Origin of the sequence: Pseudomonas sp. FP2196, assembly GCF_030687715.1 — a bacterium.
Taxonomy (GTDB): Bacteria; Pseudomonadota; Gammaproteobacteria; order Pseudomonadales; family Pseudomonadaceae; genus Aquipseudomonas.
This window is the reverse complement of sequence record NZ_CP117445.1, coordinates 2,616,439-2,639,208: the sequence shown is the minus strand read 5'-3', so window position 1 is coordinate 2,639,208 and position 22,770 is coordinate 2,616,439. Positions and strand designations below refer to the sequence as shown.

Sequence of the window (22,770 nt, the reverse complement as noted above, 5' to 3'; positions counted from 1 at the left end):
ATCAGGACCCCGCCACGGTCGTTACCGGATCACCGATTACCACGCGGTCGCCTTCGACCAGGCCGTCATTGACCTGCACCTTGACGTTGTTGTTGATTCCGGTTTGCACATTGCGCGCCTGTGCCTGGCCCTTGGCGTCCAGCACGCGCACCGGAAAACTGCCGTCGCTGTTGCGCGGCCCCAGCGCCGCCACCGGAATGGTCAGCACGGATTTGGCGGTATCCAGCACCACCCTCACCTGCGCGGTCATCGAGATGCGCAAGCGATGATCCGGGTTGGGCACTTCGAACAGCGCGTTATAGAACACCGCGGTGTTCTGTTTTGGCGTGCCGGCGGGCGGCGTTTCGAGAAAGTTCTGCGGTGCCGGTTCAGTGCCGCGCAGCTTGCCGTAATAGCGTTTGTCCTCGCCGAGAATGGTGAAATACACCTCCTGCCCCGGCATGATATGAATCACGTCGGCCTCGGAAACCTGCGCCTTGACGGTCATGGTGTCCAGATCGGCCAACTTCAGCAGGATCGGCGCCAACTGGTTAGCGATAACGGTCTGGCCTTCTTGAGTAACGATGCCGACCACGTCGCCATCGATTGGCGCGACGATTCGTGTGTAAGCCAGGTTGACCTTGGCGGTGTCGATCTGGATGTGCGCACTCTTGATTTGCGCGTCCAGCGACAACAGATTGGCCTGCTGCACTTCGTAGTCCGACTGCGCGGTTTCAAAATCCTGACGTGAGATCGAGGCATCGTCCTGAAGGTTTTTGTAGCGTTCGTAAATCGCCTTGGTCTGCCGGAGTTGGGCCTGCGTGGCGCGTTTTTGCGCTTGCAGGTTTTCCTCATCGACCTGGGCCTGGCGCAGGGTGTTCTGCAACACCAGCGGATCGATTTCCGCCAGCCACTGGCCCTTTTTTACCTTGTCGCCCACCTTGACCTTGAGCGACTTCAACTGGCCGGACACTTGCGCACCGACGTCCACTTGCTTGATCCCTTCGAGCAACCCGGTGGCCAGCACCGCGTTTTCGATATCACTGCGTTCAACCGTGGCAGTCAGGTACTGCGGCGCCTCGGCGGGCGCCTTTACTGCATAGAACACCAACCCGGCCACCGCCGCCAACGCCAATCCCATACCGACTTTGCGCAACTTCGACTTTTCCATAAATGACCACAAGTCCGTTCAGGATTGCACCCGGCCAGTGGCCGGGCTCTGGTAGATAAACAACATTCAGGACAGCACTTCGTTAACCGGCACCGACAAGCCGTCATGCCACCACGCCGCAAGACTGAAGACGTTGGGCGCCTTGAGAATCGTGAAGTGGTTACCCGGCCCGTACCAAACCGCCAGATCCGTCACTTGGCGCTGCCAGCCTTCGACCATCGCCGCTTGCTCGCGCTGATTGCCCGCCGCGTCCAGCGTCGGGTCGTCGACCAGCGCCAGCCGCACCGGGCCGGTGTAAGCCTGGCGTGGCTGGTAAACCGTGCGCAGCGCAGTGGCAAAGGTGCGCACCGGGCCGTGCATCGCCTGTTCGGATGAGCGAGCGGACAGCACGCCGGCACGCACCATGCCTTGATGCAACAGGCGCATCTGCAAAACGTCGTCGGCCTCGGCAAACGCCTGCGCATCGATACCCAGCGATTTACCGCAAGACAGCTGCAACGCCTCGATCAAGCGCTGTAACGCAGCAGTGGTCGTGTACGGCTTGCCCACCACACCATCACCGCCAGGCGCTTCGCTGTCGATCAGGGTCAACGAGGCGACCTTGCGCCCGGCACCTTGCAGTTGCGCGGCCATCGCGTGTGCCACCCAACCGCCGAACGAGTGGCCGATCAGGTGCACCGGACCTTTCGGGTAGAGTTGCTCGATGGCTTGCACATAAAACCTGGCGGCGGCATCGACCTGACTGTGCGGCACCGTGGTGCCATCGAGGCCGCGCGGTTGCAGACCGTGAATCGGCCACTCCGGCCCGAGCGCCTCGGTCAGGTGGATAAACCCGGTGACGCTGTCACCCGCGCCGGGTACACAAAAGATCGGTGCATGCCCGGGGTGGCCGGTCTGCACAGTCAACAGCGGCTGATAAGTGACGGGCGCAGGAACCTTCGCCTCGTCCAGTGCCTGACTGAGCGCTCGTCCCAGGGCGCCGATATGCGGCGCCTTCATCATGCTCTGGTGATCCCCGGGTACGTCGATGCAATGCAGCAAACCCGCAGGCAACTCTTCGGCCCACCCCCGCGTCGGGCTGAGCAGTGACATTTGCGCCGAGCGCTCCTGCGCGCGCAGTAAATGCAGGGTCAGTGGACTCGGAGCAATCCGGTAGTGCGCCAACGCATGCCCGTGGGCCACTTCCCGGTCGAGGTAGTGCCAGGCATCCGTCGAAGCGATCGCCGCCAGTTCCGGACGCAACAATTGTTGTTCCCGGCAACGCTGGAACAGCTCCGCGAACGCCATCGGTTCCAGCTCGGTCTGCAGCAGCGCCAGGCGAGCCAGGGCTTGCTGCCCCTCGGCACCCTGCCCGGCCCAATGCGCCGTGCAATGCAGCAACAATTGGCGCTTGTGCACATGGGCGTCGTTCCAGCGTGCCTTGTCCGGGTCGGCCAGACGCGGCACATAGGTATCGATCAAACCGAGGAATTCCACCGACTCGTCCATGCCGAGCAACTGCAGGGCAATTTCATACGCCAGCACGCCACCGAACGACCAGCCGGCCAGTCGATACGGCCCACTGGGCTGCTGCGCACTGATAATCCCGACCAGTCGCGTCGCGAGGCATTCCATCGTGCGCAATTGGGGTTGCCCGAGGTCGATGCCCGGCAACCCGTAGATCGGGAACTCACCGGCGACGTGCGTGCCCAGCGCCGGGAAATACACGTCCCGGCCGCTGAATTCATGCACCAGGAACAACGGTGTGCCATGACGGCTGGCACGCACCACGACCAGGCCGTTTTGCGGCTCGGCCACACCGTTGCGCGAGCTGATCAGCGTTGCCGCGGACTCCACAGTCGGATGCTGGAACAGTTCGGCCAGGGTCATCGTCTGGTTGTTCTGTTGCAGCAGGCTGACCAGGCGCACCGCCAACAATGAATGCCCGCCCAATTCAAAGAAGTTGTCGTGGCGGCCGACGCGCTCGACCTGCAACACCTCTGCCCAAAGCAGGGCAAGATTCGCCTCCACGGGATTGGTCGGCGCTTCGTAAACGCGAGTGAGCAAGGCTTGCGGTGTCGGCACCGGCAACGCCTTGCGATCGACCTTGCCATTGTTGTTCAGCGGCAGCGTGTCGAGGCGCACCCAGGCCGCAGGCACCATGTACTCGGGCAGGCGTGCTTGCAGCAACGCGCGCAGGGTGGCGCTTTGCAGGCTCGCATCATGCGCCGTGTAATAGGCCACCAAGCGCATCGGTTCCTGACCGTCACGCCGCGCCAGCACCACCGCTTCCCTGACGCCCGGACAGCTCAGCAGGCGGTTTTCGATTTCCCCCAATTCGATGCGGAAACCACGGATCTTTACCTGATCGTCGTTGCGCCCTATGCACTCCAGTTGCCCCGGCGCCAACCAGCGCACCAGATCGCCGGTGCGGTACATCATTGCCTCGGGCTTGTCGCTGAACGGATCGCTGAGAAATTTCTCGGCAGTCAGTTCAGGTCGATTCAAGTAGCCCAACGCTACGCCCTGCCCGCCGATGTAAAGCTCACCGATCACACCGAACGGCACCGGTTGCTGATGGGCATCGAGCACATACACCCGGGTGTTGGAAATCGGGCCACCAATCGACACGCTGTCGGCATCGTTCGCAACGGCGCGCACTTCAAAAGTCGTGGCGTAGGTCGTGCTTTCCGTCGGACCGTAGCAGTGCACCAGGCGCAGGTCCGGCGCCTGCGCCCGCAGGGTGCGAAACGCCGCCGGATCACCCCGTTCACCGCCGCACAGGAGGATTCTCAGACCTTTGAGTGCCTCGGGAATCAGTTGCACGTACTGGTTGAACAGCGCGGTGGTGACAAACAGGATGGTCGCCCCGCAGCGGCGCAACTCGTGCCCGAACGCCTGCGGGTCGAGCAGGGTTGCAGGGTCGATCACCGCAACCTGAGCACCATTGAGCAGCGCGCCCCAGACATCCATCGTGCTGGCATCGAATGCCGGGTTGGAAGCGAAGGCCACCCGATCAAGCGGATTGAAATCGGCGTAGCCGTTATTGATCACCAGCCGGGTGATCGCCCGATGCGGCACCATCACGCCCTTCGGTGTACCGGTTGAGCCGGAGGTGTACATGATGTACGCCAAAGACTCAGCCGACTGCGGCAGTTGCGGGTTGTGCGACGGTTGCCCGTCGAGGGCCAGGGCATCCAGATCTATCCGGCGCACCGGGTCATCGAATACGACACCGGTCGCCGTCAGCAACGCCGCCGCCTGACAGTCCTGAACCATGAATGCCTGACGATCGGCAGGCGCGTTGATGTCCAGCGGCAGGTACGCCGCCGCACACTTACTGATCGCCAGTTGCGCGATCAACAGGTCCAGCGAGCGTGGCAGCAGAATCGCCACCGGGTCGCCGGGACTTACGCCTTGAGCCATCAAGTAATGGGCCAGTTGGTTGGCCTTGCGGTTCAACTGGGTGTAACTCAACGCTTGCGCGCCATGCACCGCCGCGACGGCTTCGCCCCGCGCCGCCGCGTGCTGTTCGAACACGCGGTGAACGGTCAGGGTTTGCGGACACTCCCGTTCAGTGGCGTTGAAGTCGACCAGCAATCGCTGGCGTTCCTCGTCCTCGACCAGCGGCACATGCTCCAGCACCGCTTGATCATTGCTGACCATCGCCCGCAGCAACTGCTGGAAGTAACCGACAAACCGCTGCGCCGTTGCTTCATCGAACAGTGCCGTGGCGTATTCCAGCCAGCCGCCGATACCGCCCTGCGCGTCTCCCAGGGTCAGCGTCAGGTCAAATTTGGCGAAGTGGCTTGGCTCCGCGACAGCCTCCAGCGTCAGCTCACCCAAGGCCAGCGCCGGGCCATCGCTGTTACGCCAGTTGAGCATGGTCTGGAACAGCGGACTGTGCGCCAGACTGCGCACCGGCCGGGTGATTTCTACCACTTGTTCAAACGGCAGATCCTGATGGGCCTGGGCTTGCAGCGTCAGTGCCTTGACCCGCGCCAGCAATGCTTCGACGCTCAACGCTCCCGAGGTATCGATACGCAATGCGAGGGTGTTGACGAACAGGCCGATCAAACCTTCGATTTCGGCTCGCGTGCGGTTGGCCACCGGTGAGCCAATCACCACATCAGCCTGCCCGGACAAGCGACTGAGCACCATCGCCCAGGCACTCATCATCGTCATGTACAAGGTCACGCCATGACGCTGACTCAAAGCTTTGAGCCCGGCACTCAAGCGCTCGTCCAGCCGCAACTCGACGCTGCTGCCGGCATAGTCCTGTTGTGCGGGGCGCGGACGGTCGGTGGGCAGCGTCAACAAAGCCGGCGCGTCAGCCAGCGTGCGTTGCCAGTACTCACTCTGGCGCTGCAACACCTCGCCGCTCAACCAGCGTCGTTGCCACAGCGCGTAGTCGGTGTACTGCAACGCCAGCGGCGGCAACGGATCTTCCTCGCCATGGCTGAACGCCTGATACAGCGCCATCAGTTCGCGAGTCAGCACACCCATCGACCAGCCGTCCGAGATGATGTGGTGCAAGGTAATCAACAGCACATGGTGATCGTCAGCCAACCGCACCAGCCGTCCGCGAATCAATGGATCGCTCTCCAGATCGAACGGCCCCGATGCTTCGCCCTGAATCAGCGCGAGCAAAGCCTCGTCAGCCTGCGGGTGCAGACGCAAATCCTCGACGCGCAACAGCAAACCGCTGTTCACCGGCGCGATCAGCACCTGTGCGTCGCCGTTGAACGGGGCAAAACGACTGCGCAGGGACTCGTGGCGCGCGACGATGCGGGCCAGTGCCCGTTGCAGCGCATCGTCGTCAAGCAGACCGCGCAAGCGCAGACCGATCGGGATGTTGTACGCCGTGTTGGCACCTTCCATCTGCGCCAGAAACCAGAATCGCTGCTGGGAAAACGACAGCGGCAGCACCCCTTCGCGCGGCACGGCCAGAATCGGCGGCTGCGTGCAGCGCCCGGCCTGGGTCAACGCTTGCGCCACCGCCGCCAGTTCGGCATTGGCGAACAACTCGCCCAGCGCAAGCTCGACTCCCAAGCGCTGGCGTACCTGCGCAACCATGCGCATGGCCAGCAACGAGTGGCCGCCCGACTCGAAAAAATGATCCCGACGCCCGACCCGTTCAACCTGCAGCACCTCGGCCCAGATCTGCGCCAAGGTGAATTCCACTTCACCCTGCGGCGCCTCGTATGCCCGGGTGAACAGCGCCGAGCGCTCAGGTCTGGGCAAGGCCTTGCGGTCGAGTTTGCCGTTGGCGGTCAGCGGCAGTGCATCAAGCTTCACGAAGGCTGACGGCACCATGTACTCGGGCAACTGCGTCAATAGCTGCGCGCGCAGTTCAGCCACAGCCAATGGCTGAACCTGCGTCTGTTCGGTGAAATACGCCACCAGTCGTGGCTGCCCCGGTTCATCCTCGCGAGCCAGCAACACCGCCTCCTGAATGCCGGGGAGCTGGTTGAGGCGGTTCTCGATTTCCCCCAGCTCGATGCGCACGCCGCGGATCTTCACTTGATCATCGTTGCGGCCCAGGTATTCGAGGCTGCCGTCGACACGCCAGCGTGCCAGGTCGCCGGTGCGGTACATCCGCGCTTGCGGTGCGCGGCTGAACGGATCGCGCAGAAAGCGTTCGGCGCTCAAGTCCGGCCGATTCAGATAGCCACGGGCAACACCGCTGCCGCCGACATACAACTCTGCGGTCACGCCAATCGGCACCGGCCGTTGCTGTTCATCGAGCAGATACACCGTCGCATTGCTCACCGGTTTACCGATGTGCAACCCATCGCCCGCCTCGATGCGCCCGGATGTCGCCACCACCGTGGTCTCGGTCGGGCCGTAGTTGTTGATCACGTCGAAGTGCTGATTGCGTGAAAACTGCCGCAACCGGTCGCCACCGATCAGCAGTGTGCGCAGGGTCGGATGTTCCAGGTTCTGGCTGAAGGCGTACTCGGCAACCGGCGTCGGCAGAAAACTCACGTCCAACGGCTGCGCACGCCACCAGGCGAGCAAGGCATCAATGTCTTCACTGCCGTCGTGGGCAGGGGCGATATGCAAGGTCGCGCCAGCACACAGCGCCGGCCAGATTTCCCATGCCATGGCATCGAAACCGAACCCGGCCAGACTTGAAGTGTGGCGACCGGCGCATAAATCGAAGGCTGCACAGTGCCAGTCAACCAGATTGCACAGCGTGTGGTGCTCGACCATCACCCCTTTGGGCAGACCGGTGGAGCCGGAGGTGTAGATCACGTAGGCAAGATGCGAGGTATTCAGGCCTGGCACCTGGGGATTATGGGTGGTGCCCAGCGGCCAGGTGCACGGGTCAAGATCGATCACCGGCACGTCCAGAACGGGCAGACGCTGTGCAAGATCACTGGATGTCAGCACAGCCACCGGCGCGCTGTCGCTGAGCAGGAAGCTCAAGCGCTCTGCGGGGTGCGCCGGGTCCACCGGTACGTAAGCGGCACCGGCCTTGAGAATCGCCAGCAATCCGGCCAGGGTTTGCAAACCGCGTCGGGCGACAATCGCCACCCGATCGTCGGGTTTTACGCCCAGCCCGATCAGATAATGGGCCAGGGCGTTGGCCTTGTGGTTCAACTCGGCGAACGTCAATTGCTCACCCAGATACACCGCCGCCAACGCGTCGGGCCGGGCGAGCACCTGCGCCTCAAAGCGAAGATGAAGGGGCTGCGCCGGCGCGTACTCGACGTGAGTGGCGTTGAACCCCGACAAAACCTGCTCGCGCTCGGCCGGAGGCAACACCGGCAATTGATTCAACGGGGTGTCTGATGTGCGCTCCAGGGCCAGCAGCAGGTTTTCCACCGCGCACAGCATGTAGGTGCAGATTCGGTGAGGGTCGACCTCGGTGCTGGCGAGCAATGTCAGGCTGAAGCGGTCAGCAAAATCGTCGATGCTCAGGGTCAGCGGGTAGTTGGTACGTTCTTCCGAACGCAAGACGCTGATGCCCTCCCAGGCTGCGAGCGCCTCGGCGCTGGCATGGGCACTCGACGCGCTGTGCCGGTAATTGAGCAGCGTGCTGAACAACGGCGAAGACGCCACCACGCCGCTGCAACGCTGGGCCAGCGCCAGCGGCGCGTGCTCGTGGCGCATCAGGGTGGTCAGGCGCGCATGGGTGGCCTTCACTGCCTCGTCCGCCGCTTGCGCCCCTGCATCAACCCGCAACGGCAATGTGTTGATGAAAATCCCCAAGGCGCGGTCGGTGGCTTCGGCGCCTTGCATCCGCCCCATCAGCACGGTGCCAAACACCACATTCGATTTACCGGTCAGCGCGCTCAAGACCTGCGCCCAACCGAGATGGAACAGGCTCGCGACACTCACCCCCAGCAAACGCGCCTGCGCCCGTAAACGCTGACCGAGCAGCGGATCAAGCGCCAGACTGAGCTCCTCGATATCGCTGCCGTCACCGTGAACACCTTGCAAACCAAACGGCAATGTCGGCTCGTCAATGTCACCGAGCATGTCGCGGAAAAAAGCTTCATGTTCCTGCTCACTGATCCCCAGTCGAGCTTGTGCCACGTAGTTGCGAAACGGCACGGGCGGCCCCAATCGTGCGGCGAATCCGGACAGGCAGGCTTGCAGCTCCTCGCTGACCACCGCGAGCGCGGAGTGGTCCATCGCCATGTGATGGAACAGCAACATGGCGACGATGCGCTCCTCGCGCGGATCCCACGCGTGGACCAGGCGCAACAGCGGCGCACGGCTGACGTCGAGGCGAAAATGCCGGGCGTCGAAACGCTTGTGCAACTGCGTCAGCACGTCACCGTCGGCCACTTCCAACTGCACCTCTTCCAGCGGCAGCTCGGCGGTTCTCAAAACCACTTGCAACGGCGTATCCAAACCCTCCCAGAACACCGCTGTGCGCAGAATGTCGTGACGGTCGATCACGGTCTGCAAGGCCTGGACGAACGCCTGCAAGCGCTCGCGCCCGCTGAACGCAAAATGCGCCTGCATGACGTACGGATCGCCATGGGTGGCGCTGACATGGTGATAGAGGATGCCTTCCTGCAACGGTGTCAGCGGATAGATGTCCTGCACGTTGGTGGCGCCACCGGGGACGGTGTCGACCAATTGATCGAGACGGTCCTGACTCAGCTCGGCGAGCGTCAGCATCGCCGCAGTGATTCGCGTGGTGCCTGCGACGATGCCATTGACCGGCACCTCGACTTGCCCCGCTCTCGCCGCCGAATAGGTCCCGGCCTTGATCCGTTCGATCAGCGCCAGCTTGTGCTCGCGCAGCGACGCCAGCAGGGCCGGCTCGCTCAACGCCTGTTTGTTGCCGTTGACCCGTAACTGGTCATCAGTGACCGCCAACTGGATGTCTTTTTCCTTCAACGTCGCCAACAGTTCGTTCACGTTCACAGGACGATCTCCATTCTTTCCGTGATTGCCGCGTAACCGGCCAGGGTCGGGTGTTCAAACAACGCCCTGACATCCGCTTCCATGCCTTCCTGTTGCAGGCGTCCGACCAGACTCACCGCCAGCAACGAATGCCCGCCCAACTCGAAGAAGTGGTCGTGCCGCCCAACCCGCTCGACGTTGAGCAACTCGCACCAGAGCCGCGCCAGGATGATTTCCAACTCACCGACCGGCGCTTCGTATTCGCGGGTGATCACCGAGTGCTGATTCGGTACCGGCAACGCCTTGCGATCGAGTTTGCCGTTGGGGCTGAGCGGCAAGCGGTCGAGATGGACGAAAATCGCCGGGACCATGTAGTCCGGCAGATGCTGCAGCAAAGCCCCACGCAGAATGTCGACGTCCAGCCGTGCGCCGGTGTAATAGGCCACCAGACGTTTATCCCCTGGAACATCTTCGCGGGCAACCACGACCGCTTCCTGCACGCCGCCAATCTGTGTCAGGCCTGCCTGAATCTCGCCCAGTTCGATGCGCAGCCCACGGATTTTCACCTGATCGTCGTTGCGCCCCAGGTACTCGATATTGCCGTCGGCGCGGTAGCGGGCAATGTCGCCGGTGCGGTACATCCGCGCGTGCGTCTGATCACTGAACGGATCGTTGAGGAACCGTTCGGCGCTCAGCTCGGCACGGTTCAAATAACCCCGCGCCACTTGCACACCGCCGATGTACAACTCGCCGACCACGCCTTGCGGCACCGGTTGTTGCCACGCATCGAGGATGTACATCCGGGTATTGGCGATCGGTTTGCCAATCGGCGTGTTGTCTGGAATGTCTTCGCAAGATCCGCTGCAATGCCAGGCCGTGACATCCACTGCCGCTTCGGTCGGGCCGTACAGGTTGTGCAGTTCGCTGGCCGGCAGTTGTTGTTTGAACCGTCGCACCAGACTGCCGGGCAATGCTTCGCCGCTGCACATGACCTGACGCAACCCTGCGCAACGCTCGGTCTGGCCGTGGGCGAGAAACACATCGAGCATCGATGGCACGAAATGCACGGTGGTGATGTTTTCGCTTTCGATCACTTCACTCAGGTAGGCCGGTTCCTTGTGTCCGCCGGGACGCGCCAGCACCAGCCGCGCACCGGTCATCAGCGGCCAGAAAAACTCCCAGACCGACACGTCGAAGCTGAACGGCGTTTTTTGCAGCACCGCGTCCGTCGGTGTCAGCGCATAAGCGTCCTGCATCCACAGCAGGCGGTTCACCACCGCCGAGTGCTCGTTGGCCACCCCTTTGGGCTGGCCGGTAGAACCGGAGGTGTAGATCACGTAGGCCAGGTGGTTGGGGGTCAGCCCGGCGACTGGCGGATTGTCCGCCGACAAGTCCTGCCACGTTTCCTGATCCAGATTGATCACCGGCACAGCCACGTCAGCTGCCAACCCGGCTGTAGCGCTCTGCACCAGCAGCACCACAGGAGCGCTGTCGGCAAGCATGTAAGCGATGCGTTCCGGCGGATAATCCGGATCGAGTGGCACATATCCCCCGCCGGCCTTGAGGATCGCCAGCAAGCCAATGACCATTTGCACACTGCGCTCGACGCCGATCGCCACGCGTGAATCAGGCTGTACGCCAAGATTGCGCAGGTGATGGGCCAAGCGGTTGGCGCGCTCGTTCAATTGCTCGAAGCTCAAACGCTGGTCACCGACTTGCACCGCCGACGCCTGCGGAGTTCGCAGCACTTGCGCCTCGAACATGCCGTGCAGGGTTTGCTGCAGGTTGTAGTCAACCGCCGTGGCGTTAAAGTCGAACAGCAGTCGCTGGCGCTCCTGATCGGGCAGGATCGACAGGCGATTGAGCGGTTGTTGCGGCGCCTGCTCCAGTGCCTCGACCAGCACGCTCAGCGCCGTTTGCACATAAGAACAGATCCGTTGCGAGCCGACCTCGGCAGAGGTAATCGCAGTGATTCTGAAGCCCGCGCCCAGATCGTCGACATTGAGGCTCAGCGGATAGTTGGTGCGTTCTTCGCCGGCCAACGTCTCGATACCCTGCCAGGCCGGGTGCGCTTGCGTTTGGGTTGCGCTGCTGTGCCGATAGTTGAGCATCGCGCTGAACAACGGCGCCGGCGCAGCGACACCGCTACAACGCTGGGCCAGTGCCAGCGAAGCGTGCTCGTGCCCGAGCAGTCCGGTGAGTCGCGCATGCGTCGATTTGAGCGCGGCCCGCACCGGTTGGTCGCCGACATCCACACGCAGTGGCAAGGTATTGATGAACATCCCCAGCCCGCGATCGGCCCCCGCCCCACCCTGCATCCGCCCCATCAGCACGGTGCCGAAGACCACGCGTTCCTGCCCGGAGGTGGCTGCCAGTACCTGCGCCCATGCCAGGTGAAACAGACTGGCGACGCTGATGCCCACTTGTCGCGCCTGACTGCGCAAGCGTTGCGCCAATACCTCGGGCAAAGCCTGAGCGGTTTCTTCGTAAGCGCCGGCCGAGCCGTTCACCTCACTTAAACCGAACGGCAAGGTCGGCTCATCGATGTCGCCGAGCATGTCGCGGAAAAACACCTCGTGTTCCTGCTCACTGATCCCCCATCGGGCCTGTGCCACGTAGTTGCGATACGGCACCGCCGCCGGTAACGGATCGGTCAGCCCCAGCAGACTCGCCTGCATCTCGTGACGCACCACTTCCAGCGCGGTGTGATCCAGGGCGATGTGATGGAACAGCAGCAGCCCCGCCACGCAATCATTGGCTGGATCGCGGGCGTACAGCAGCCGAACCAATGGCGCCTGACTGAGATCCAGGCGCCGTTCCAGCAGTTGCTCGATCGCAACCTCCTGCACCGGTAACTCGGCGTGACGCCAAACCACCTGAAGAGGCGCGGCCAAGCCCTGCCAGATGATGGCCGTGCGCAAAATATCGTGGCGCTGCATGATTTGCCGCAGCGCGTTGGCGAAGGCCTCGACGCGCTCGACGCTGGCGAATGCCATTCGCGATTGCAGCACGTAAGGGTCGCGTTCGGCGGCAGTGATGTGGTGGTAAAGAATGCCTTCCTGCAACGGCGCCAGCGGGTAAATATCCTGCACGTTGGCCGCACCACCCGGAACCGTGGCGACGACGCGTTCGATACTGGCCTGATCCAGATCGATCAGGGTCAACATGTCCGGGGTGATGCGCGTGCAATCGGCTGGAATGCGATTGACCGGTACGTCGATTTCACGACCACTGCCCACCGCAGCAGCCAAGGCCGCGAGGGTCGGCTGGTTGAACAGCACGCGCACATCGCTGCTCAGGCCGATCTGGCGCATGCGTTCGATCACACTCACTGCCAGCAACGAATGCCCACCGAGTTCAAAGAAGTTGTCGTGGCGGCCAACCTGTTCGACCTTCAGGACCTCGGCCCAGATCCGCGCCAGCGCGGTTTCGACCGGACCTTGCGGTGCCTCATAGGCGCGGCTGAGCCATGCACTTTGATCCGGTTCCGGCAGAGCCTTGCGGTCGAGTTTGCCGTTGGCGGTCAGCGGCAAAGCGTCCAGTCGCACGTAGGCCGCCGGCACCAAGGCTTGTGGCAAGCGGTTTTGCAGATGTTTGCGCAAGTCCTCGATAGCGACTGACGTGCGCTCGGTAAACCAGGCCAGCAATTGCCCGTCGCGCACCAGTGTTACCGCTTCCTGCACCGCTGGATGGCTGGCGAGCGCCGCTTCGATTTCGCCCGGCTCGATACGTACACCGCGCAGTTTGACCTGATCGTCGTTGCGGCCCAGGTATTCGATATTGCCGTCGGCCAGCCAGCGCACCAGGTCGCCGGTGCGGTACATGCGCGCACCCTGGGTGGCGAACGGGTCGTTGATGAACCGCTCGGCAGTCAAGTCGTCACGGTTCAGATAACCCCGCGCGACCCCCGCACCACCGACGTACAACTCACCCGCGACGCCAACTGGCACCGGACGCTGTTGCGCATCGAGTACATAGGCCTTGGCATTGGCAATCGGCCGCCCGATATGCAGAACCTGCCCGCATTCGATCCGCCCCGACGTCGCCACCACCGTAGCCTCGGTCGGGCCGTAGTTGTTGATCACGTCGAAGGTCTGATCACGCGGGAACTGCCGCAGCTTGTCGCCGCCGATCAACAGCGTGCGCAAGGTCGGATGGCCCAACTCGCGGCTGAACGCATATTCAGCCACCGGCGTCGGCAAGAAGCTCACCTGCAACGGCTGCGCACGCCACCAGTCGAGCAGCTCATCGAGGTGCTCATTGCCAATGGATTCGGGCGGCAGGTGTAAGGTCGCGCCGACACACAACGCCGGCCAGACTTCCCACGCCATCGCATCAAAACCGAAGCCGGCGACACTCGCGGTGTGGCTGCCGGGGTGCAGATCAAAGGCTTGAGCGTGCCAGTGCACGAGGTTTTCCAGAGTCCGGTGTTCGACCATCACGCCTTTGGGCTGGCCGGTGGAGCCGGAGGTGTAGATCACGTAAGCGAGGTTGTGCGCGGTCAAGCCGCTGACCCGGGGATTGTCCGCCGACAAATCCTGCCAGTGTTCTTCGCCAAGATCGATTACTGGCACCGTCACCTCACACGGCAACCGCGTGTCCAGTCCCAGCACCGCCAATGGCGCACTGTCGCTCAGCAGGTAAGTGATGCGCTCCGCCGGATAAGCCGGGTCGATCGGCACATAGGCAGCGCCGGCCTTGAGGATCGCCAACAACCCGACCAGCATCTGCGGGCCGCGCTTGAGACAGATCGCTACTCGCGTATCCGGCCCCACGCCCATCCCTGCAAGGTAATGCGCCAGGCGATTGGCCTGTTGGTTGAGTTGCAAGAAGCTCAAGCGCTGCTCACCCGCCTGCACAGCCAACGCATGGGGTGTGCGCAGAACCTGCGCTTCGAACAGTCCGTGGACTGTCTGACTGACAGGGTAATCGGCGCTACTGGCGTTGAAGTCGTGCAGCACCCGCTCGCGCTCGAACGCGGGCAGGACTGAAAGGCGATTCAGCGGCTGTTCGGGGTTGTGTTCCAGCGCCGTCACCAGCGCCCCGATGGCGGTATGCATCAGTTCGCAAACCCGTTGCGCGCCGACGTGGCTCGGGGTCAGGACCGCCAGGTTGAACCCTTCGCCCAAGTCATTGACGCTAAGGGTTAGCGGATAATTGGTGCGCCCTTCATGGGCAAGGAAGTCGATGCCTTGCCAGGCTTGTGTCGACGCTGATCGCTCGGCGCTGTGTCGATAGTTGAGTACCGAACTGAACAGCGGCAAGGGCGCCGCCACACCACTGCAACGTTGCGCCAGGGCCAGGGAAGCGTGCTCATGCCCCAGCAGTGCGGCCAGCCGCTTGTGCAGACTCAGAACCGCGTCGCCGACGCTGCGGTCATCAACGTCCATGCGCAACGGCAAGGTATTGATGAACACCCCAAGTGCCCGGTCTGCGCCCTCACCTGCTTGCATCCGTCCCAGCAACACGGTGCCGAAAACAACGTGTTGCTGAGCGGCTGTCGCTGCCAGTACTTGCGCCCAGGCCAAATGGAACAGGCTGGCCGCACTGACGCCGGACAACCGGGCCTGAACGCGCAAACGCTGGCTCAGCCCGGCCGGCAGCGCCAGCACATGCTCCTCGATCTCGCGGCCATCACCCTGTACGTCGCGCAAGCCGAATGGCAGGGTCGGTTCGTCGATATCGCCGAGCATCTCGCGGAAGAAGTTTTCGTGTTCATGCTCGCTGACGCCATGGCGAGCCTGGGCCACGTAGTTACGATACGGCGCCGCGGCCGGCAGCGGCTCGATACTCCCCAGCAGACTGGCCTGCATCTCATGGCGCACCACCTCCAGCGCCGTGTGATCGAGGGCGATATGGTGAAACAGCAACATCCCCACCACTCGGTCATGGGCCGGGTCGAGGGCATACATCAGACGCAACAGTGGCGCCTGGCCAAGGTCGATACGGAATTGGCGGGCATCGAATCGCCCATGCAACTGTCCGAGGATGTCACCGCCGGTTGGCTCCAGCGCAACGGCCTGCACGCTCATCGGCGCCTGACGCCAGACCACTTGCTGCGGGCTCGACAGCCCTTCCCAAACCACGCTGGTGCGCAGGATGTCGTGACGTACGATCACGCTTTGCAACGCCTCGGCAAAGGCGTGCAAGTGCTCGATGTCGGCAAATGCCAGACGTGACTGCAGCAGGTAAGGATCACCGTCTGCGGCGCTGATATGGTGATAGAGAATGCCTTCCTGCAACGGTGCCAGCGGGTAAATCTCCTGCACATTGGCCGCACCACCGGGCACAGTGGCGACGATGCGGTCGATGCTGGCCTGATCCAGATCGGTCAGGGTCAGCATGTCCGGGGTGATGCGCGTGCAATCGGCTGGAATGCGATTGGCCGGCACGTCGATTTCGCGCCCGCGCCCCACGGCTGCGGCCAGCGCCGCCAGGGTCGGCCGATTGAACAGCACGCGCACATCAGCACTCAGGCCGATCTGGCGCATGCGTTCGATCAGGCTCACCGCCAACAGCGAATGACCGCCGAGTTCAAAGAAGTTGTCGTGACGGCCGACTTGATCCACCTTGAGTACAGTCGCCCAGATCTGCGCCAACGCGGTTTCCACCGGGCCTTGCGGTGCTTCATAGGCGCGGCTGAGCCACGCACTGTGATCGGGTTCGGGCAGCGCCTTGCGGTCGAGTTTGCCGTTGGCCGTCAACGGCAAAGCGTCCAGACGCACATAGGCTGCCGGGATCATGGCGTCCGGTAATCGGGCCTGCAAATGGCTGAGCAGTCCGGCAATTTCGACAGCTTCGCGTTCGGTGAACCACGCGACCAGCCGCCCGTCGCGTACCAGCACCACGACATCCTGCACAGCGTCGTGAGCGCTGAGGGCCGCTTCGATTTCACCGAGTTCGACACGTACGCCGCGCAGTTTGACCTGATCGTCATTGCGGCCCAGGTATTCGATATTGCCGTCGGCCAGCCAGCGTGCCTGGTCGCCGGTGCGGTACATCCGGGCGTTCGGCTCGTCACTGAACGGGTCGTCGAGGAACTGTTCGGCAGTCAATTGCGGGCGATTCAGATAACCCCGCGCGACACCGGCGCCACCGACATACAGTTCACCTTGCACACCCACCGGCACCGGCTGCTGCTGGCTGTCCAGCAGATAGACTCGGGCATTGGCAATCGGCCGCCCGATATGCAAAACCTGCCCGCATTCGATCAGCCCCGACGTCGCCACCACCGTAGCCTCGGTCGGGCCGTAGTTGTTGATCACGTCGAACGTCTGATCACGCGGGAACTGCCGCAGCTTGTCGCCGCCGATCAACAGCGTGCGCAAGGTCGGGTGGCCAAGATGGCGACTGAACGCATAGTCGGCCACCGGCGTCGGCAGGAAACTCACCTGCAACGGCTGCGCACGCCACCAGTCGAGCAATTCATCGAGGTGTTCATTGCTGATGGATTCGGGCGGCAGGTGCAAGGTCGCGCCGACACACAACGCCGGCCAGACTTCCCACGCCATCGCATCAAAACCGAAGCCGGCGACACTCGCGGTGTGGCTGCCGGCGTGCAGGTCAAACGCTTCGGCGTGCCAGTGCACGAGGTTTTCCAGGGTCCGGTGTTCGACCATCACGCCTTTGGGCTGGCCGGTGGAACCGGAGGTGTAGATCACATAGGCGAGATGCCCCGGATTCAGTGCCGGCACCTGAGGATTGGTCTGCGCGAAGCGCTGCCAGTCATCACCGTGCAGGTCGATCACCGGCACGCTTGTCGGCAAATCGCGCGTCGAAGGCTGGGCGAGCACCGCCACCGGCTCGCTGTCCTGCAACAGATAAGCGATGCGCTCGCGCGGATGGGCCGGATCGACCGGCACATAACCGGCGCCAGCCTTGAGAATCGCCAGCAGCGCCACGAGCATGTCCGGGCCGCGACGCATACAAACGGCGACACGATCATCCGGTTGCACGCCGAGGCCGATCAGGTGGTGCGCCACGCGGTTGGCACGCTGATTCAGTTCGCGATAGCTCAGGCGCTCCTCGCCCTGCACCGCCGCCCATGCATCGGGGCGCGCCGCGACTTGCGCCTCGAACAAACGCTGGATTGGCTGTCCAGCCGGGTAGTCACGGCCGGTGATGTTGAAACCCACCAATACCCGTTGACGCTCACTCGGCGACAAGATTGACAGCTGCTGCAGCGGCGCGTCAGGCGTGTATTCGAGCGCCGTTACCAGTCCGTGCAACGCCGTTTGCAAGTAATCGCATACCCGCGCGCCATCCACTTGTGGCACCGCCTGCACGCTCAGCCCGAAAGCGTTACCAAGGTCGTCGACGCTGACCACCAACGGGTAGTTGCTGCGCTCGCGAGAGTTGAGGATCTCAATGCCCTGCCACGTCAGCGCCGCCGAATCCGCCGCACTGTGACGATAGTTGAGCAAGGTGCTGAACAGCGGCAGTGCCGTTGATACGCCGCTGCAACGCTGGGCCAGTGCCAACGACGCCTGCTCGTGCCCGAGCAATTGCGCCAGGCATTGATGAGTGGCGCGCACGCTGTCCTGCACCGACGCTGAGCCCACGCTGATGCGCAGCGGTAACGTATTGATGAACATGCCCAGCGCACGGTCCGCGCCCTCGCCGCCCTGCATCCGCCCCAGCAGCACGGTGCCGAACACCACTTCCTGCTGACCGGAGACTTTCGCCAACACCTGCGCCCACGCCTGATGCACCAGACTCGCAATACTGATGCCGAGCCGACGCGACTGCTCGCGCAGACGTTCGCCGAGGCCGGCGTCCAGCGCTGCATGACTGTCGAGAATGTCGCTGCCGTCGCCGTGCACGTCCTGCAAACCGAACGCCAGGGTCGGTTCGTCGATATCGCCAAGCATGTCGCGAAAGAACGCCTCATGGGCTGCTTCGCTTGCACCCAGCCGTGCCTGCGCCACGTAATTGCGATATTGCACCGGCGCCGGTAGATCGATTGTCCGGCCGTGCATGACGTCGTTCACTTCCGCTACCAGCACCTCCAGTGCCGTGTGGTCGAGCACGATGTGATGCAGCAAAAGAATCCCGATCCAACGGTTATGCGGCTGATCTTCGGTATAGGCAAAGCGCATCAGCGGTGCCTGGTTGAGATTCAGCCGTGCTGTTTTTGTCGCCGAACGCGGATCGAAGCGTGCCTGCATTTGCTCCAGTACATCGCCGTCGAGTTCGTCGGCATCGACCCGTTCCAGCGCCAGCGCTGCCTCGCGCCACACCACCTGTACCGGTTCTTCCAGCCCTTCCCAGACCACACTGGTGCGCAGAATATCGTGACGGCCAATCACCTCATTCAAGGCGCGGACAAAGGTTTTGATCTGCGCCAGACCGTCAAACGCGAATTGCGCCTGCAACACATAGGGATCGCCGGCGCTGGTTGCCAGATGGTGATAGAGAATCCCCGCCTGCAACGGCGCCAGCCCGTAGATGTCCTGCACATTGGCGACGCCGCCGGGCACACTGGCGATGACCCGGCCGATGCCGCCCTGATCCAGTGTGGCTAACGGCAGCATGTCGGGGGTGATGTGCGTGCAACCGGGCTCGATGAGATTGCCCTGCACCACGCTGACACTGGCTGTGCTCAGGGTCGCCGCCAGCGCCGCCACGCTCGGCTGGCCGAACAGCACGCGCACGTCGCAATGCAATTCGTGTTGGCGCATACGCTCGATCAGCTTCACCGCCAGCAGTGAATGGCCGCCGAGTTCGAAGAAGTTGTCATGGCGGCCGACCTGTTCGACGCCGAGCAGGTTCTGCCAGATTCCAGCGATGAGCGCTTCCACCTCACCCACCGGCGCCTCGAAACCGCGACGGGCGAACGCCTCGCTGTGCGGTGGCGGCAAGGCCTTGCGATCAAGTTTGCCGTTAGTGGTCAGCGGATAGGCATCGAGGCGCACGAAGGCGCTCGGCACCATGTACTCGGCCAACGAAGCCTGCAGGTGATCGCGCAATTGCGCAGCGCTGGGTTCAAGGCCCTCGTCAGCCAGCCAGTACGCTACCAGACGCTGCTCGCCGGGGCTGTCTTCACGGGCAATCACCAGCGCTTCGCGAACGCCTGCGCAGGCGGCCAGGCGTGCTTCGATCTCGCCGAGTTCGATACGGAAACCACGGATTTTCACCTGATCGTCGTTACGCCCCAGGTATTGAAGACTGCCGTCTGCGGCCCAGCGCGCAAGGTCGCCGGTCTTGTACAAACGCGCCTCGGCACGGCCACTGAACGGGTCGGCAATAAAGCGTTCGACGGTCAGCGCCGGGCGATTCAGATAACCACGGGCAACCCCGGCGCCGCCGACGTACAACTCACCGGTCACACCCACCGGCACCGGTTCGCGTTGCGCGTCGAGCACATACAGTTGCAGGTCGGGTATGCGCACACCAATCGGGCTTACGCCCATCAATTGCGCGTCCGCCGCGACCAGCGGTCGGTAGGTCACGTGCACCGTGGTTTCGGTGATGCCGTACATGTTCACCAACCGCGTACCGGCATTGCCAACTCGCGCGTACCACGGCTTAAGCAGGCCGGGCTCCAGCGCCTCGCCACCAAAAATCACCTCTCGCAAGGAATGCTGTAACGGGCTGCGTGCCTGTGCAGCGACCCATTGCCGGAAGGCGCTCGGCGTCTGGTTAAGCACGGTGACGCCGGTACGGCACAGCAGCGCATAGCAGTCGTCCGGTGAACGGCTGACGGCTTGCGGCACCAGCAGCAACTGCCCACCAAAACTCAGCGCGCCCCAGATTTCCCATACCGAGAAATCGAAGGCAAAAGAGTGGAACAGCGCCCAGATGTCCTGCGGGTTGAATTGAAACCAGTCATGAGTGGCCGAAAACAGTCGCGCGACGTTGCGGTGTTCGACCATCACGCCTTTGGGCAAACCGGTGGATCCGGAGGTGTAGATCACGTACGCCAGGTGCGCCGGGGTCAGTTCCGGAATCTGTGGGTTAGTGGCGAGTTCGGCGCGTAAATGCGCGCTGTCGAGATCGACTGTCGGCACGTCGAGAGCCGCCACGCGGTCGCGCGTCGCCGCTTGCATCAACACCGCGACGGGCGCGCTGTCCTGCAACGTAAAAGCAATTCGATCCAGTGGATATGCCGGATCGATCGGCACATAACCGGCGCCGGCCTTGAGTACGCCAAGCAAGCCGATGATCATTTGCGGGCCGCGCTCGACGCAGATCGCCACGCGGTCGTCCACACGAATGCCCAGCGCCAGCAAGTGATGTGCAACCTGATTGGCACGACGGTTGAGTTCGCCATAGCTCAGGGTCTGTTCATCAAAGATCAACGCAGTGGCGTCCGGCCGGGCCTGCGCATGGGCTTCAAACTGTTGATGGATCAGTGGCGTATCGGGGAACTGTGCCAGCGGCGCGTTAATGCCGTGCAGCAGTTGTTCACGTTCGCTGGCCGGCAAAATATTCAGGCTGTGCAGCGGCTTTTGCGGATCGGCTTGCAACGCTTCAACCAAGCCTTCCAGCGCCGTGTGCAAGTAACGGGCAATCCGCTCGGCGCCGAGGCTGGCGTCCGCCAGCGCAGTGATGCGCAAATCTTCGCCAAGGTCATCGATGTTGACGGTCAACGGATAGTTGGTGCGTTCCCGGGCGCCCAACACCTGAACGCCGGGTGCGATATCGATCACCTCGGCGACTTCTTCGACGGCGCTGTGACGGTAGTTGAGGATTGCGCTGAACAAAGGCGTCGGTACTGCTACCGCGCTGCAACGCTGGGCCAGCGCCAGCGAGGCCTGCTCATGGGCAAGCAACGCAGTCAGGCGTCGATGGGTCTTCAGTACGGCGGCGTGAACACTCTCCTCGCCGACATCCACGCGCAGCGGCAGCGTATTGATGAACATCCCCAACGCCTGCTCACCGCCCTCGCCCGCCTCCATCCGCCCGAGCAACACGGTGCCGAACACCACCGCCGTACGCCCGGACAATTGGCCCAACACCCGCGCCAGCGCCAGGTGCATCAGGCTTGCCACGCTCACGCCCAATTGCCGCGCACGCGCACGCAGCGCTCGGCTCAAGTCGCTGTCGAGCATCAACCAGGCTTCTTCGATGGCCTGCCCGTCGCCTTGAACGTCCTGCAAACCGCAAGGCAGCGTCGGCTCGTCGATGTCCGCAAGCATCTCGCGAAAAAACGCCTCATGCGCCTGTTCACTGGCGCCCATGCGCGCCCGGGCCAAGTGGTCGCGATAAGGCACGGGCGCGGCGACCAGGGCGGTCTGCCCGAGCAAATACGCCTGCGCTTCGCGGCGCACCACGTCCAGCGCGATGTGATCCATGATCAAATGGTGAAACAGCAGGAGCGCGACCACTCGCCCGTTTGCCGGGTCTTGCGCAAACACCAGACGCAACAGCGGCGCTTGCTGCACGTCAAGGCGGAAGAACTTCGGGTCATAGCAATCCAGCAACTGCTGCAGCACATCACCGCAGCCCTGCAATTCGACCTCCTCACAGCCCAGCGAGGCCTTGCGCTGAACCACTTGCAGTGGCTCGTCCAGCCGTTCCCAGATGAACGAAGTACGCAGGATGTCATGGCGTCCGATCATCCATTGCAGCGCTTCGGCGAACGCATCCAGTCGTTCACGGCTGTCGAAAGCGAATCGCGCTTGCGACACATACGGATCGCCTGCGGGTGCCGACAGGTGCAGGTACAGCATGCCCTCCTGCAACGGCGCCAACGGGTAAATGTCCTGCAGATTCGCCGCGCCGCCCGGCACCGTGGCGATGATGCGGTCGAGGCTGTCCTGATCCAGCGTCACCAGCGGCAGCATGTCCGGGGTGATCCGAAACGCCGGGCTCAGCCAGTCGCCGCCATGGCTGGCGACCAGTTCCAGCAGTTGCGCCTTGTGCGCAGCGAGGCTGTCCCACAACGCGTCATCCAGCGCGTCGTCGTCACCCAGAATGACCAGGTCTTCATCTTCCTGTTGAAGGCGGATCGCATGGGTCGAAATAACAGCCATCAGTTCGCTGAAATGCATGGAGTAACCTGCTGTAAATACGGGAAAAAGGAGCGCGCAGAAGCCAGTCCGTGCAAGCGGCGCGCAGCCTGGAAAAACTAAAACATCGGGGCTTGGGTGTCTGACATGGGAAGCGGGGACAAGCCGCACTCCCCAAGGGCCGCGACGCTTTGATTTCCTGTGTAGGAGCTGCCGAAGGCTGCGATCTTTTGATCTTGCTTTTTAAAGTCAAAGTCAAAGTCAAAGTCAAAGGATCGCAGCCTGCGGCAGCTCCTACAGTGGGGGGGGTGAGAACCCTCT

The 22,770-nt window shown here is 62.9% G+C and carries 3 protein-coding genes; all 3 read right to left on the bottom strand.

Going from position 1 to position 22,770, the window contains the following annotated elements; all coding sequences use genetic code 11:
• Position 1: 1 nt before the first annotated feature.
• The gene (macA, locus tag PSH79_RS11865) at positions 2-1,150 is read right to left on the bottom strand and encodes a macrolide transporter subunit MacA (RefSeq protein ID WP_305443073.1); all 1,149 of its coding nucleotides are present in this window, start codon (positions 1,148-1,150) and stop codon (positions 2-4) included.
• A gap of 66 nt (positions 1,151-1,216) precedes the next feature.
• Complete coding sequence (locus PSH79_RS11860; protein ID WP_305443071.1) at positions 1,217-9,517, bottom strand: non-ribosomal peptide synthetase; 8,301 nt, start codon at positions 9,515-9,517, stop codon at positions 1,217-1,219.
• A complete protein-coding gene (locus PSH79_RS11855) occupies positions 9,514-22,491 on the bottom strand; it encodes a non-ribosomal peptide synthetase (protein WP_305443068.1) in 12,978 nt (4,325 codons plus the stop codon). The genes PSH79_RS11860 and PSH79_RS11855 overlap by 4 nt, the downstream gene beginning before the upstream one ends.
• Positions 22,492-22,770 lie beyond the last annotated feature (279 nt).

Coding starts and splice junctions, on each gene's coding strand:
- macA (WP_305443073.1), bottom strand. CDS start 1,150: ATGGAAAAGTCGAAGTTGCGCAAAGTCGGTATGGGATTGGCGTTGGCG.
- PSH79_RS11855 (WP_305443068.1), bottom strand. CDS start 22,491: ATGCATTTCAGCGAACTGATGGCTGTTATTTCGACCCATGCGATCCGC.